Source organism: Shimazuella kribbensis DSM 45090 (genome assembly GCF_000428065.1).
GTDB classification, from domain to species: domain Bacteria; phylum Bacillota; class Bacilli; order Thermoactinomycetales; family Thermoactinomycetaceae; genus Shimazuella; species Shimazuella kribbensis.
The window spans coordinates 92,481-107,255 of record NZ_ATZF01000011.1 but is presented as its reverse complement, the minus strand read 5'-3'; the positions used below and the strand labels follow the sequence as shown (position 1 = coordinate 107,255).

16 protein-coding genes are annotated in these 14,775 nt (G+C 42.7%); 7 read left to right on the top strand and 9 right to left on the bottom strand.

Annotated elements, in window-relative coordinates:
- Positions 1–336 precede the first annotated feature (336 nt).
- A complete protein-coding gene (gene disA / locus A3GQ_RS0114495; protein WP_425423382.1) occupies positions 337–1,377 on the bottom strand; it encodes a DNA integrity scanning diadenylate cyclase DisA in 1,041 nt (346 codons plus the stop codon).
- 38 nt (positions 1,378–1,415) lie between these two features.
- Entirely contained in the window at positions 1,416–2,789 is a 1,374-nt protein-coding gene (gene radA / locus A3GQ_RS0114490; protein ID WP_028777663.1) for a DNA repair protein RadA, read from the bottom strand.
- A gap of 125 nt (positions 2,790–2,914) precedes the next feature.
- On the opposite strand from radA, the gene A3GQ_RS0114485 reads away from it, so the two are divergent.
- On the top strand, positions 2,915–3,202 hold the full coding sequence (locus A3GQ_RS0114485; protein WP_028777662.1) for a YciI family protein: 288 nt from the start codon (positions 2,915–2,917) through the stop codon (positions 3,200–3,202).
- Positions 3,203–3,378: 176 nt separating this feature from the next.
- Here the strand turns inward: A3GQ_RS0114485 and A3GQ_RS0114480 are convergent, their stop codons facing one another.
- The 6 genes from A3GQ_RS0114480 to A3GQ_RS0114455 all read right to left on the bottom strand — a co-directional run bounded on the left by A3GQ_RS0114480 (position 3,379) and on the right by A3GQ_RS0114455 (position 9,879).
- Positions 3,379–5,820, bottom strand: a complete 2,442-nt coding sequence (locus A3GQ_RS0114480) for an ATP-dependent Clp protease ATP-binding subunit (RefSeq protein WP_028777661.1) — start codon at positions 5,818–5,820, stop codon at positions 3,379–3,381.
- 25 nt (positions 5,821–5,845) lie between these two features.
- The gene (mcsB, locus tag A3GQ_RS0114475) at positions 5,846–6,916 is read right to left on the bottom strand and encodes a protein-arginine kinase McsB (RefSeq protein ID WP_028777660.1); all 1,071 of its coding nucleotides are present in this window, start codon (positions 6,914–6,916) and stop codon (positions 5,846–5,848) included.
- A gap of 15 nt (positions 6,917–6,931) precedes the next feature.
- Positions 6,932–7,453: a protein-arginine kinase activator protein McsA gene (mcsA, locus tag A3GQ_RS0114470; protein ID WP_028777659.1), complete on the bottom strand. Its 522-nt coding sequence runs from the start codon at positions 7,451–7,453 to the stop codon at positions 6,932–6,934.
- Between the two features lie 5 nt (positions 7,454–7,458).
- A complete protein-coding gene (locus A3GQ_RS0114465) occupies positions 7,459–7,929 on the bottom strand; it encodes a CtsR family transcriptional regulator (protein WP_028777658.1) in 471 nt (156 codons plus the stop codon).
- A gap of 278 nt (positions 7,930–8,207) precedes the next feature.
- Positions 8,208–9,050, bottom strand: coding sequence for a hypothetical protein (locus A3GQ_RS0114460; RefSeq protein ID WP_028777657.1), 843 nt, complete (start codon positions 9,048–9,050; stop codon positions 8,208–8,210).
- Between the two features lie 139 nt (positions 9,051–9,189).
- Positions 9,190–9,879 (bottom strand): MgtC/SapB family protein, encoded by a 690-nt coding sequence (locus tag A3GQ_RS0114455; protein WP_028777656.1) that lies wholly within the window; start codon positions 9,877–9,879, stop codon positions 9,190–9,192.
- A gap of 150 nt (positions 9,880–10,029) precedes the next feature.
- Between A3GQ_RS0114455 and A3GQ_RS0114450 the strand changes: the two genes are divergently transcribed.
- The 6 genes from A3GQ_RS0114450 (at position 10,030) to A3GQ_RS27160 (ending at position 13,779) form a co-directional block, all read left to right on the top strand.
- The gene (locus tag A3GQ_RS0114450; protein WP_028777655.1) at positions 10,030–10,434 is read left to right on the top strand and encodes a hypothetical protein; all 405 of its coding nucleotides are present in this window, start codon (positions 10,030–10,032) and stop codon (positions 10,432–10,434) included.
- 121 nt (positions 10,435–10,555) lie between these two features.
- A complete protein-coding gene (locus A3GQ_RS0114445) occupies positions 10,556–11,359 on the top strand; it encodes a sensor histidine kinase (protein ID WP_028777654.1) in 804 nt (267 codons plus the stop codon).
- Positions 11,360–11,995 carry a response regulator gene (locus A3GQ_RS0114440; protein ID WP_028777653.1) on the top strand — a complete coding sequence of 212 codons (636 nt, stop codon included), beginning with the start codon at positions 11,360–11,362 and terminating at the stop codon, positions 11,993–11,995.
- 153 nt (positions 11,996–12,148) lie between these two features.
- Positions 12,149–12,862, top strand: a complete 714-nt coding sequence (locus A3GQ_RS0114435; protein ID WP_028777652.1) for a FixH family protein — start codon at positions 12,149–12,151, stop codon at positions 12,860–12,862.
- Positions 12,863–12,909: 47 nt separating this feature from the next.
- Positions 12,910–13,278: a hypothetical protein gene (locus A3GQ_RS0114430; protein ID WP_028777651.1), complete on the top strand. Its 369-nt coding sequence runs from the start codon at positions 12,910–12,912 to the stop codon at positions 13,276–13,278.
- A 264-nt stretch (positions 13,279–13,542) separates the two neighbouring features.
- Positions 13,543–13,779 carry a hypothetical protein gene (locus tag A3GQ_RS27160; RefSeq protein ID WP_156877742.1) on the top strand — a complete coding sequence of 79 codons (237 nt, stop codon included), beginning with the start codon at positions 13,543–13,545 and terminating at the stop codon, positions 13,777–13,779.
- A gap of 80 nt (positions 13,780–13,859) precedes the next feature.
- On the opposite strand, the gene pyrB is transcribed toward A3GQ_RS27160, so the two are convergent.
- Positions 13,860–14,768, bottom strand: coding sequence for an aspartate carbamoyltransferase (pyrB, locus tag A3GQ_RS0114415; RefSeq protein WP_037465073.1), 909 nt, complete (start codon positions 14,766–14,768; stop codon positions 13,860–13,862).
- Positions 14,769–14,775 lie beyond the last annotated feature (7 nt).

Below are 14,775 nucleotides of genomic sequence, written 5' to 3'. Positions count from 1 at the left end.
ATATTGCTTAACAACGCTACTTTGGTATCTGATCTAATCTTGAACATCTTTTCTAAAACAGAAAGGACATCCGAAAAAAGCATCTGTCGTACAGAAAATTAGAGAAAACCCATCATCCTATGAATATGGGATAACCTCTTATCTGGATCCATTCTTTAGTACTTTGCCTGAGTGATGTTCCATGGCAACAACAAATAATTATGGTGAATAGTAAAGCAGGTAGGACAAAAAATGTTTTTGTCCAAATCCCATTCATAAAGTCATTCTACCACAAGTAAAATAGGCATTCACCAAAATATTCTATTTTAAATATAAACATTCCTTTATGACATAATTCTAAAGATGCCGATCAATAAATACTTGACTACGAATTCGTTTCAACCCATCTTGAACAGCTCTTGCTCGAACTGCACCAATTCCCTCTACTTCATCCAATTCTTCCATCGTTGCTAACATCATTTGCGGCAACACCTCAAATCGCTCCACTAATTTCTGAATAACCGTGCTAGGAATTCGAGGGATTTTCCCTAATATCCGGTATCCTTTTGCTGATACAGGTTCTTCTTGTAAATTGAGAGGTCCTGCATATCCAATCAGTTTGGCTACAACTTGATGATCCAATAGTTCGTCAGCAGATAATTGTTTGAGCGCAGCAAAAACATTCTGCGGTTGGTACTGCTGCCTATCAATAGCATAATCTTTTACTAATAAATGCGCCTCTTGCTCCATATTACCCATCAACTCATCTAATTGCATTCGAATAAGGCGACCTTCAATTCCTAATTCATGTATATAACTATCAATCTCACGTTTTACACGCAAAACCATTTCCATTCGTTGCAAAACGTTCGTTACTTCATCAAGCGTCACCAACTCTTCAAATTCCAAAGCACTGAGGTTCGTTGTAGCTTGATCCAGAACTGATTTATATTTTTCTAGCGTTTGAACAGCTTGATTGGCTTTCGTTAGAATGACACGAATATCTTTAAGGGAGTATCGAACAGTACCTCGATAGAGGGTAATCGTATTCCGACGTTGAGATATCGATACAACTAGTTTACCTGTTTGTCTAGCTGTTCTCTGAGCTGTGCGATGACGAATTCCAGTTTCTGTGGAGGGGAGTGTAGCACTAGGAACAAGTTGCGCATTTGCATACAAAATACGTTTACCATCATTGGATAAAATGATCGCACCATCCATCTTTGCTAGTTCATAAAGAAATGAAGATGAGAACGGACAATCGATATGAAAACCACCATCTACTATATCTGCAACTGCACTATCATAACCCATTACAATGAGAGCACCAGTTTTAGCTCCTAAAATATTATCCAAGCCTTCTCGAAAAGCAGTTCCTGGTGCTATTAACGACAGCATATCATCAATATGTCCTATTTTTTCCTCTCGCAACTTATTTACCCTCCCAATGCGACTTCCAATGCTTCTTTCAATGTTTTGACTCCGATTCGTTCAATTCCTTCTGGCGGGTTCCATCCTCGCATATTTTTTTCTGGAATAATGACATTAGAAAATCCCATCTGATGGGCCTCTGCCACCCGCTGTTCGATTCGACTAACACCTCGAACTTCTCCTGTCAAACCGATCTCACCTATAAATAAATAGTCTACCCCTATTGGACGATCACGAAAACTAGAAGCGAGACTTAGGGCAATAGCTAGGTCAATAGCTGGTTCATCCAATTTTACTCCTCCTACAACATTTAGAAAGACATCTTGTTGATGGAGAGAGAAACCTAGTCTTTTTTCCAAAACAGCCAACATCATACTAACACGATGATGATCGACACCGGTTGCCATTCGTTTTGGAATCGCGTTACTTGTAGGCGTAACTAGTGCTTGTAACTCCACTAAAACTGGTCTTGTACCTTCAATACTAGCTGCAACAGCTGTCCCAGAAACTCCAACTGGACGCCCTGATAAAAATAACTCGGATGGATTTCCGACTTCCACTAGTCCTAATTCTTTCATCTCAAATACACCAATTTCATTTGTGGAACCAAAACGATTTTTCACCGCTCGAAGTACACGGTATGTATGGTGTCTTTCTCCTTCAAAATAGAGAACAGAATCTACCATATGTTCCAGCATTCTTGGACCCGCAAGTGCACCAGATTTTGTGACATGGCCAACAATAATGATTGTCACTCTTTTTTCTTTGGCTAAGCGCATCAACTGGCTCGTACACTCTCTTACTTGGGAAACACTCCCTGGAGCAGACGTAATTTCAGGATGAAACATTGTTTGTATCGAATCAATAACAACTAGTTGTGGCGAAGTCTCCTCTACTAGTTCTTCAATAGCAAGTAAATCCGTTTCCGCTGCAACCAACAGCTGATCAGATAGAGCTTCTAAACGTTCTGCTCGAAGTCTAATCTGCTCCATAGATTCTTCCCCAGATACATATAAAACTTGCATTCCACCCGCTGCTAAAAGATGTGTCGATTGCAACAAAAGGGTGGATTTACCAATACCTGGGTCGCCACCTACTAATACCATAGAACCTGGAACCAAACCGCCTCCTAAAACTCGATTTAATTCTTTCATTCGAGTATCGTATCTTGGAGTTTCCAGCTTCTCTACTTTGGTTATAGGAGTAGCCTTTTCTCTTGTTTTTTTCGATGAACGGGAACTTGCTTGTTTATTTCCCCCTGTTATCACCTTTTCCTCAACAAGACTGTTCCATACTCCACAACCTGGGCAACGTCCCATCCATTTGGGCAACTCATATCCACACTCGCCACATACAAATACACTCTTGTTTTTTGCCAATTTTCATTCATCCTTATCCCATCTTTTGTTAAACATTATAACAAATGAAACCAAAGACATGATGCTTTTGGCAAATCACTAGGAGTAGGATAAACTATAGATAGTTACAAAAGGGGGGATAAAATGTGTTTATTGCACATTTACACTATCAAAGACCTATTGATGTGATTGAGCGCCATGTGAAAGATCATCGAGAGTATTTGGACACTTTATATGCAACAGGTAAGCTGATTGTTTCTGGACGAAAAACAGATAAATCTGGGGGGATAATTGTATTTGCTACCTCTGATCGAAAAGAAGTAGAAACCATCATCTCAAAAGACCCATTCCACACCCTTGATCTTGCTACATATGAATTGTTAGAATTTGACCCAGTAAAATATGACTCTAAATTTGCCGAGCTATATTTATAATAAAAATACTATCATTATTAAAAATATGATTCCCTTACTTAATCTATCATATTTACATCGATTTTTCAGCATTTCCCTATTAAATGAAAGCAAAAAAGCGGCATAAATGCCGCTTTTTTCTAATGATAGTAAATTTATTTATTCTTCGTGCAACCAAAGGAGATTATTTTCCATCTTTATGTTGTACTGACATTTGCTTTTTCTACTACTAATTTTCCATCTTTTAAATCGATGGATACTTTATCCCCTCGGACAATATTACCTTTGAGTAATTCCTCAGAAAGCCGATCTTCTACATGTTTTTGAATAGCACGACGCAATGGACGAGCACCGTATGCAGGATCAAATCCTTCTTTGGCTAAATGTTTGGTTGCTTCAGGTGTCATTTCAACATGAATATCCTGATCAGCCAAACGTTTTTTTAATTCTTCAGACATGAGAGTAACGATTTCTCTGAGATGTTCTTCTTTTAAAGAATGGAACACGATCACATCATCAATACGGTTCAAAAATTCTGGACGGAAGCTCTTCTTCAGTTCTTCCATCACATTTTGTTTCATGCGCTCGTATTCATCTTTGCTGTTATCTCCAACGGTAAATCCAAGTTTCGTATTTTTCCCGATGGTAGATGCACCCACATTCGAGGTCATAATGATGATGGTATTACGAAAATCAACAGTTCGTCCCTTACTATCTGTGAGGCGACCATCTTCCAACACTTGAAGTAGCACGTTAAATACTTCTGGGTGCGCTTTTTCAATTTCATCAAAGAGTACAACAGAATATGGTTTGCGACGAACTTTTTCCGTTAACTGACCACCTTCATCATATCCAACATATCCTGGAGGGGAACCAACAAGACGGCTAGTAGAATGTTTCTCCATATACTCAGACATATCGATTCGGATCATTGCATCTTCATCACCAAACATGGATTCTGCTAATGCTCTTGCCAGTTCTGTTTTACCAACGCCAGTAGGACCTAAGAAAATAAAGGAACCAATAGGACGTTTGGGATCTTTCAGACCTGCTCGAGCACGACGGATAGCACGGGCAACAGAAACTACTGCTTCTTCTTGTCCGATTACTCTGTTATGCAAGATATCTTCCATTTTTAGCAAACGTTCTGTTTCTTCTTCCGCTAGCTTCACTACAGGAATTCCTGTCCAGCTAGCTACTACATCTGCTACATCTTCTGAAGTGACAGCAGAATCTGTTTTTCCTTGATCTTGTCTCCAACGGTTACGAGTAGTTTCCAATTCCTCTCGTAATTTTTGCTCTTTATCGCGTAGAGAAGCAGCTTTTTCAAACTCTTGACTTTGAACAGCAGCATCTTTTTCTTTCTTCACTTCTTCCATTCGTTGCTCTAATTCTTTTAATTCTGGTGGAACGGTATAAGAAGAAAGTCTTACTTTGGATGCTGCTTCATCAATCAAATCAATCGCTTTATCTGGTAGATAACGATCCGTAATGTAACGATCGGAAAGTTTAACAGCTTGTTCAATCGCTTCATCTGTTATTTTTACTCGGTGGTGTGCTTCATACCGATCACGAAGTCCTTGTAAGATGAGAATAGCTTCTTCTTTTGAAGGTTCATCTACAGTAATAGGTTGGAAGCGTCGTTCTAATGCTGCATCTTTTTCAATATATTTGCGATACTCATCCAGTGTTGTGGCACCTACGCATTGAAGCTCCCCACGTGCAAGTGCAGGTTTTAAAATATTGGAGGCATCAATCGCACCTTCTGCACCACCTGCTCCGATCAAGGTATGCAATTCATCAATAAAGAGAATGATGTTACCTGCTTGGCGAATCTCATCCATGATCTTTTTCAAGCGATCTTCAAATTCTCCACGATATTTCGTACCTGCTACAACCGTACCCATATCCAGCGTCATCACTCGTTTACCGCGAAGGGTTTCTGGAATATCGCCTTCGACAATTCGTTGTGCCAAGCCTTCTGCTACTGCTGTTTTTCCTACACCTGGTTCCCCAATAAGTACAGGATTATTTTTGGTACGACGAGATAATACTTGAATCACACGCTCAATCTCTTTGCTTCTACCGATAACTGGGTCTAGGTTGCTTTCCCTCGCCGATTGGGTCAAATCACGAGCCAAGCTATCTAACGTAGGTGTGTTGGCACTCATTTGTGTTCCCCCTTGATGAGAAGAGACGGACTCCGTACTTCCGAGTAATTGAAGAACTTGACCACGTGCTTTATTCAGACTAACTCCAAGGTTATTTAATACACGTGCTGCTACTCCTTCGCCCTCACGAATCAAGCCCAGAAGAATATGTTCGGTACCAACGTAAGTATGACCAAGCTTACGAGCTTCGTCCATGGACAACTCAATTACCTTTTTGGCCCTTGGTGTATAGGCGATACTAGTAGGTTGACCACTTCCACGTCCGATTAACGTTTCGACTTCTTTTTGGATTTTTTCCATACCAAGCCCTAAAGCAACTAGTGCCTTGGCTGCAATTCCGTCCCCTTCACGGATCAATCCTAAAAGAATATGTTCGGTACCAATATTGGTGTGTCCTAAACGAACTGCTTCCTCTTGTGCCAAAGAGAGTACTTTTTGCGCCCGTTCTGTAAACCTTCCAAACATCATATCGCTTCACCTCTTCTTTTATCTGTCAATCTCTTTCCATTCCAAGTCGTTCACGAATCAGCTCAGCTCTGCGAATATCCCGCTCTTCTGCGCCTAATTTTTCCCCAGCATACTGTTGCAGAAATCCTGGTTGAATCAATACCATTAACTCATTCATCACCGAAGATGGAACTCCTGTCAATAAATCCAAATCAATACCTAAACGGACATCAGACAAACGTTTCATCGCTTCTTTGGAATCAATGATACGGGCATGAGCAAGAATACCAAATGAACGCGTCACTCTATCTTCCAACTGAATGGGTGACATACCTAGCAGTCTTTCACGTGCCTGTTTTTCATGATCAATCATTTGACGAACGACACCCTGTAGTTTATTGATGATTTCCTCTTCAGATTGACCAAGAGTCACCTGATTGGATACTTGATATAGATTCCCTAGCGCTTCGCTTCCTTCCCCATAAATCCCTCTCACAGCTAAACCTACCTGGGTAATCGCAGGTATGAAACGATTCAACTGCTGTGTAAGAGCAAGTGCTGGAAGATGAATCATCACAGAAGCTCGAATACCAGTACCAACATTTGTTGGACAACTCGTCAAGTAACCACATTGTTCATCAAACGCAAAGCTCACATGCTTTTCTAACCAGTCATCTATTTGAGATGCTAATTTCCACGCTTTTTCTAATTGAAAACCTGGAAATAAGCATTGTATACGTATATGATCTTCTTCATTTACCATGATACTCACAGACTCATCTTGGCTAAAGAGAACCGCACCAGATGTCGATTCTTCTGCTAGATGAGGACTGATCAAATGTTTTTCTACCAATACTCTTTTTTGGAGATCGGTCAAATCCGCCATTTGAATAAGTTCTGCATTCTCTAAAATCTCTGGAATATCATCTTTTGTAAGAGCTTCTTCAATCAGGTGAATCACTTCTTCTGACTGGGAGGCGGTACTGAGCATCGGAAATGGGATATGAGCCAAATTACGTGCAATCCGAACCCTACTGGAAAAAATCACATCGGAATCGGCGCCTTTTACCCGCATCCATTCACTCATTGCATTTTCTAGAAAATGATTCAAGGACAATTTTTTTCCGCCTCCTTACTCCGATAGTTGTTCCTGTAAGGAACGAATCTGATCGCGGAGTTGTGCTGCTTCTTCAAATTCCTCTGACTCAACAGATCGAGCGAGCTGTTCGCGAAGTTTTTCTAGGTCTCGCCTTATTTTCAACTCGCCTTTCGTCCGTTCTGGTATCTTCCCTTGATGTGCGGTAGAACCATGAATACGGCGAAGAAGCGGGTCCAAACGATCGCGAAATGTCTCAAAACAATCGCTACAGCCAAATCGACCAATTTTACTAAATTGATTATACGTCAGCCCACATGTTGCACATCGTGGCATAGTCTTTTGTTGTGCAATATTAGGGGATTCACTTGAAACCATATCAAAGTTTAGTAATCCAGATAACAGGTTATGAAACGAGAAGCCATTATCAAAACCAGGCATATACTCGCCTTTTTCCTGTGCGCAAACCTCACACAAGTGAGCTTCGGTCTTTTCTCCATTTACGATTTTCGTATAATGAAGTGTTGCTGGACGTTTTCCACACTCAGGACAAAGCAAGCTCATCACCCTCCTAACCTTCCAAACAGAATGGAGACCATCGATCGTAACATACGGGCTCGGAGCTCATCACGAAGAGGAATCGGTAGTTGAAGGGTTTCCCTTGAAACAATACCTGTAATCAACATTGCTTCTCGTTCGGTTAATAATTGATCCCCAACTAAACGACTAATGACATGTTCAGCCGTAATTTGAGGAATCGTATCTCCGATATGAAGCAAGAGATCAGCAAAGTACTCTCTTTGGGAATGAAGCCTTACCCGACGTATGCGAATAAATCCGCCTCCACCTCTTTTGCTTTCCACTAAGTACCCTTTTTCAACGGTAAACCTAGTACTAATCACATAGTTGATTTGGGAAGGGACACATTGAAATTCTTCCGCCAATTCACTTCGTTTGATCTCTACCATCCCGTTGTCACTTGCTGCTAACATCTGTTGTAGATATTTTTCGATGATGTCCGAAATATTTCCCACACCGGACACCCCCTTGCTGACTTTGACTAACTTTGACCTTCTGTTTTTATTATACACCAATGATCCAAAATGGCAATGCTTTTTCTTATTTTTGGTCATCAGTCTGTCAAATATACAAAAAAAGATAGCCCAAGAGGACTAACTTCTTTTTATCCATTATCTATAATAAATTTCATCATTATTTGCACGGGGGCAACAAGAGTGCTGATAGCAAACTGTGCCCCACCCCCTCCGGCTAATGCCGGAAGGGGTGACCGCGTGTGATGATGCAGCGAGAATCACTTACTCGCGTGTCGCACATCGAGGTTGTACCCCGCGTCTCGCAACTTCCTCAGCTGCGTCTTGTGGAGCGGGTTGCCGGCCTGGAAGAGTGTGTACCACTGGTCGAGCTTGTCGGACGGGACGACCTTGCTGGGTACGGAAGAGGGAGCCGGCTTCACCTGACTCTTCTTCCGCAGTCCCTTCAGGTACGAGTTGAGCCGAACGACCTGCTGGTCAACATCCGTGAGCTCCTCCTCCAGCATGATCTTCCTCATGATCCGAAGGATATGGAGCTGATCGATGTCGTCGTTCTCCTCCTTCGAGAACTCGACGACATCTCCGCTGATGATCGAGTCCCTGAGCTTGTCCTTCAGCTCACGCAGGCGCTCAGGGGTGAGCGGGCCACCACACCCAGCCTTGGCTCGGGTCTTGGCGTCCTCGAGTCGCTTCTGGACGGCAGGGGGGATCGTCGATTCGGACAGCTGCGGCCCCTCATCGGACTCCAGCTTGGTGTCCTTCGCGGCCGGCTTGTAGCCGTCCTCACGCTCCTCCTTGCGATTCTCGAGTTCCGTCGCGAGCACCTTCAGATCGGGGCCCTTGAGGTCCGAGTCCGAACGCCGCGCCACGTGGAGCGTCTCCTCCTTGGCCATGCACGCCGGAGTGGGCCTCGGCTTGTCCTCGATCTTCGGCTCGTCCTCGTCGGCGGACATGATCGGCACCGCATTCAGCAGGTGCATCGACTCCTCGAGCTCCGGAAGGGAGGCGATGAGTACATCGAAGGCCCTTCGGACCTCCGTGGCGTTCTTCTCGACGGCGGCGACAGCGTCACGCATCATGATCAGGGAAGTCAGGTCGAACATTCGTAACTCCTCGGGTTCGGTGCATCTCATGCACACGGTCGGTTCTTACATTTATCTTACATTATTCGAAATTTACCCGCAATAAAAAATAATGTCTCACATTCAAACCCAAACAGAAGCCATATCAGCCATTTAACAATCAATACACTTGCTCAACGCGATGAATACCTTCTAAATGCTGTAACTCCTCTAACAACTGGGCCTCCAAACTCGTTCCTTTTATTTTGATGATGAACGTGATTTTGGACATATCCTCTCGATCTTCTTCGATCCGCAATTTTTTGATCGAAATACTTTTGTTTCTTCCAATGATGCTTACCATCTCGCTCAATCTGGATTCATCATTATCTGCCCATACCTCGAGCACTGCTCTTGTTTTCTTATTCCAAAACATCCGATCCAACCAACGACGAATAATGAGTCCAATAAATACGATTAAAGTAGTAATAACGGCTGGAAAATAATATCCTGCTCCTGCGGAGAGACCTACTGCTGCAACTACCCATAATGATGCTGCTGTCGTTAAGCCACTCACCGTCACCCCTTGGCGTAAAATGGTCCCTGCACCAAGAAAGCCGATCCCGCTGACTACTTGTGCACTAATCCGAGAAGGATCAAGGACAAAATTTTTCAAATGAGCAAAATCCGAGAAACCATAAATGGAAATGAGCATTATCAATGCCGATCCAACGGAAACCAATATATGTGTTCGAAATCCTGCGGGAGAATGGTTTAATTCTCTTTCCCATCCAATCAATCCACCCATTAGTGCAGCCATAAATAATCGTTCAGTTAAAACCCAATAGCTTGGATATAAAACATCATACATAGTAAGTCCTCCTCCCTTCATACAATTACCCTTTTTCTATATATTTTTATTCATGAATCAAACAGTTTCATCCTGATACTTTTTTCTATTACATACATGGAAATTTTGAGTATAATTTATGTAAGGTCAAGCTAGCAGAAAGACTCCAAGATGGACTACGACTTCCAAAAAGAAAACACCTCCATTCTAGAACCTATCCTCGAATTGAAGCGCAGAGATTTTCGCTTGCCTCATAAGGGACCCACAAACCTCGTATTTGAACTGCTACTAGCTAGCAAGGTTCCCTTCATGAACCACATCGAGGAAGCGGTTCGGGAACTGAGGTTTCTTTTGACTACCACAACCACACGGTTGAAGAAGGAAGAAGATGAGATCTCCTCTCTAGAACAAACGCTCAAGACTCTCAAACGCGGAAGGCGGAAAGTCGAAAACGACCTCACAGTAGCAAGAAGTGGAGCCGAGAAGCTCTCTTTCGATGCGGTTGACCTCGGCAGGATCATCGCCGCAATGGAAAATGCGCATACAGCACGGCAGTACCTTGAACCAAAGTTCTGACGTGCACCGGCCGGGTATCTGTGACTAGATACCCGGCCGTCGACTTTCTTTCTATAGATATACAGAAAAATATCCGCTATCATGAGGAGGAAATCCTTCAAACAAGAAGCGGTGAAAACTAATGTCTAGTAAACAGATCAAATGGCTGATCCTTACGATACCAACTTTAACAATTGGCATCTGGGAATACCTACGTCACACCATACTACTACCCCATGTTTCGATGGAGCTTGGAAACTGGCTCTCTCCTGTCATAGTTTTTTTGGTCACAATCACTTTGCTAAATCCTCTCTTCCAAGCATACGATCATTTATCCCAACAACTAAAAAAAGAACGAGAAATCAAACAAGTAATGGCAGAAAGGGAGCGAATCGCTAGAGAACTGCATGACGGCATCGCCCAGACTTTGTTTCTTTCTTCCGTACAAGTAGAAAAACTAAAATCTATTGCACCACACGAGCAGTGGAGAGACCTACAGCAAAGCCTCCACCACATTCAGGAATATGTCAGAAGATCTATTTTCACTTTAAAAACAGAAAACCAGCTTACATTGACCGAGCAGCTCCAAGCACTTATCAAACAATTTCAATTGGATACGGGGATATCCATCAACTATATTGCCGATTTCCAAGACAATCATTTTACTCAAAAAGAGGTATGGGAAATTACCGCATGTTCCAATGAAGCATTGACGAATATACATAAACACGCATATGCTACTTCCGTTAACTTTGGACTTCGTTCCACACCATCGAGTTGGTATTTAATGATAGAAGATAATGGGATAGGACTGGAAAAGGATAAATTACATTCTGCAAATTCTTTTGGATTACGTATGATGGAAGAACGCGCAATAGAATGCCATGCTCAATTTTCTATTTCCCGTGAAAATAAGAAAACAAAAGTGCAAATAACAAAGGAGTAAATGAATATGAGTTTCCGGATACTGATAGGAGATGACCATGAACACGCGCGAAAAGCGATGCGTATGATCTTAGCCGAAGATGATCGTTTTACGATCGTTGGAGAAGCAAAACGCGGAGATGAAATACTGCCTCTAACAGAACAGCTCATGCCAGATATGATCTTGATGGACATTAATATGCCTGTCATGAATGGATTGGAAGCTACACGCCTCGTAAAAGAAAAATTTCCCTATGTCAAAATCGTAATGGTTACTGTCTCCGATGATGTCACCAATCTGTTCGAAGCGATCAAAAATGGGGCTCAAGGATACTTGATGAAAAACTTGAATCCTTCCATTTGGCTATCTTATTTGCATTCCCTTGCTACAGATTCTGCACCCATGCCTCAGGCAATAGCTAACCGGATATTGGCTGAGTTTTCCAATACAAAATCAACGGAAGATACCATTCTCACTCCTAGAGAACAAGAAATATTAACTCGCGTTGCCCAAGGTTTAAGCAATAAAGAGATAGCAAAGGAGTTAGTGATCTCGGAACACACCGTAAAAAATCATTTAAAAAACATCATGCAAAAACTACACCTCAACAACCGTGTGCAATTGACACGCTACGCCTTTGAGCAAGGATTCTTGTAAATTTCATATACAAAATAGCACTTAAGAGGGATAGTTTTTATTCCTTATTTTTTTTACAATCGAAAGTGATGGTTTTTTTTCCAATTTGTCATAGCAATTGGAAATACTATATTCATACGAAAGAAATCAAAAAGAATCAAAGGAGTTCTTATTGTGAAAAAAATAGGATGGTTGCTCGCGTTAGTTTTGCTCCTCATAAGCGGATGTACCTCACAACCTACAACACCAACAACCCCCAATGCCCCCACATCCATCTCCCTCAACTTTGAAGTAAACCCGTCTAAACCAACCCCAAATCAACCTGTCACGCTAAACGCCAATGTAACAGGCAACAACAAACCTGTTAATGATGCCAGGGTAGAGTTCGAGGTCTGGCATAAAGACGCCAAGGATCATGCCATGTTGAAAACAAAGCGAGTGGGAAATGGAAAATATTCGATTACCAATACGTTTCCAATTTCAGGAACGTATAACGTCATCATCCATGCCACTACTCCACAAGTCCATCAAATGATCTCGAAAACTTTTATTATCGGGGAAACACCAAGCGATCAGCATGATCACCATGCAGGTGCAAATAAATTAATGCTGCATATTCAACTACCTGAAACAGCAAAGAGCGGACAGGATACGAAGATATTTGGTCATATCGCACAAAACAACAAACCTTTCACCGAAGCCAATGTTCAGTATGAAATTTGGAAAGAAGGAACGAACAAACATGACTTTACCGATGTAGCTGAGACCAAACCTGGTGAATACTATAGTGCCTATCATTTTCAAACACCTGGTACCTATCGAATCAAAATGCATGTGGAAAAAGGGAAGGTACATGATCACACCGAGCAAACCCTAGTGGTGAAATAGAGGCTATGTTAGACTAAATACAAGTAAGCAACTAATTTGGAGGGAATATGGTCAGCGAGTATGATCCAGCAATCATCTCCGAAACACTGCTCGATCTCCATCTCACACTCTTCTTTGCAGTCCCAGATGGGCTCAAGAAACTGGATTACTATCTTCAGAGGTGTAAGCAGCTAGATGAGGAAGTAGTGAAAAATGCCACCTCCTCTCTGCTCCACCTCCAAGAAAAGGCAGACAGTGCTACGCAACAAATAGAAGAGGCACTGTCTGCTATCAAAGATCCACTGTTCATAAAAGATACAGACATAGAGCCCAACAGACTTACCGTCGTACAACTCAGCCGGCTTGCCGAAAACCTCGTCAAGCAACATACCATCTACGTACAGGCAAGGCAAATACTCCAAGCACTTCCAAATTAGGATACCCCTGCTCGAATCCTAGATGATTCGAGCAGGGGTAAGTGCTATAATGTGAACAAGCAACCGCGTCTCTCTACGGAGGAAAAGATGGATCTCGCTGACTGCCCTGATCTCAACCACTGGCACTGCAACACTGCTCGGCAGCTTCGTGCGTTGAAGCGAGCTGGAGTCCAGACCCGAGATCTCCGCCGGAAGTTCCACTAGCTCGAGAATCAGGTGCTGAGGTACCACCGTCACCTCAACAAGAAGCACCGGCTCCGCAGCTTGAACAGCGCGAAGTTCTTCGAACTCTACTTCCCGTTCGACATGTATCCCGAAGCACACTCGTTCATGCAGCAGCTTCATGCTGAACTCGAGAAGTGCGGGGAGCGAATGAAGTCCGACAGGATGGAAGAGCCCAACCGCATGAAGAAGGATGCTGCAACGGTACAGAAGGAGATCGATCAGCTGAAGATGATCGAAACGAAGCCGGCATATAAGCCGGGGATTTCCCCGTTCTAGAGGAGATGCATGTGCCCGCCACCTTATCCGTGACAAGGTGGCGGGCACGCTGCATTCTATAAAAAAACCACCAACAATCGTTAGTGGTTTTCTTTCAATAACATATAAAGCAATGCCATACGTACCCACATTCCATTCTTTGCTTGTTCAAAATACAACGCTCGCGGGTCATGATCTACTTCTGGGGCGATTTCTTGGTTACGAGGCAAGGGATGGAGAACAATGGTATGCTTTTCAAAACGATCCAACACATGCTGATCAATGATGATCTCTTGTACTTCCCCTTCTGCAACAGACATTCTCTCTCGCTGTGTCCTTGTTTGATACAGTACATCTACATCACTTGGTACTCCTTGCAAGGAACGACAGGAAATGAACCTTCCCCCATGTTCTTCGATGTAATGGATATACTCTTCACTGAGTTCCAATCCCGGTAAGCTTACCCCGTAAACAGTCAAATCATCAAAAAGAGATAACATTTTCACCAAAGAATGAACCGTTCGACCATATCGCAAATCACCAATCACAGCAATGGATAGTTTGTCTAACGAAAAACGTTGCTCGTAGATCGTAAAGCAATCCAATAAAGACTGGGTAGGATGCTCTCCTGAACCCCCACCCGCATTGATAATCGGTACGGCAGCGATTTTACTAGCCTCATATGCAGCATCGTTTTCATGATGTCGCATGACGATTGCTTCTGCATATCCCTCCACAATTCGTATCGTATCCGAAAGGCTCTCGCCTTTCACCGCAGATGAGACTTCTTTTGCATTTTCCGTACTGATCAAACTCGCACCTAGTCGCTGGATAGCGGACTCAAAAGAAAGCCGAGTACGAGTACTCGGTTCATAAAATAAGGTAGCTACTACTTTACCAGAAAGGGACTGACCGTAGCGACTCGGATTCTGTTTGAGTTCCGTGGCTAAAGCGAATAAATCTTTGAGATGTTCTTTTGTAAATTGACTACTAGAAGTTACATGTCGCATCAGTGAT

Coding starts and splice junctions, on each gene's coding strand:
- disA (WP_425423382.1), bottom strand. CDS start 1,377: ATGCTGTCGTTAATAGCACCAGGAACTGCTTTTCGAGAAGGCTTGGAT.
- A3GQ_RS0114480 (WP_028777661.1), bottom strand. CDS start 5,820: ATGATGTTTGGAAGGTTTACAGAACGGGCGCAAAAAGTACTCTCTTTG.
- A3GQ_RS0114460 (WP_028777657.1), bottom strand. CDS start 9,050: ATGTTCGACCTGACTTCCCTGATCATGATGCGTGACGCTGTCGCCGCC.
- A3GQ_RS0114455 (WP_028777656.1), bottom strand. CDS start 9,879: ATGTATGATGTTTTATATCCAAGCTATTGGGTTTTAACTGAACGATTA.
- A3GQ_RS0114450 (WP_028777655.1), top strand. CDS start 10,030: ATGGACTACGACTTCCAAAAAGAAAACACCTCCATTCTAGAACCTATC.
- A3GQ_RS0114445 (WP_028777654.1), top strand. CDS start 10,556: ATGTCTAGTAAACAGATCAAATGGCTGATCCTTACGATACCAACTTTA.
- A3GQ_RS0114440 (WP_028777653.1), top strand. CDS start 11,360: ATGAATATGAGTTTCCGGATACTGATAGGAGATGACCATGAACACGCG.
- A3GQ_RS0114430 (WP_028777651.1), top strand. CDS start 12,910: ATGGTCAGCGAGTATGATCCAGCAATCATCTCCGAAACACTGCTCGAT.
- pyrB (WP_037465073.1), bottom strand. CDS start 14,768: ATGCGACATGTAACTTCTAGTAGTCAATTTACAAAAGAACATCTCAAA.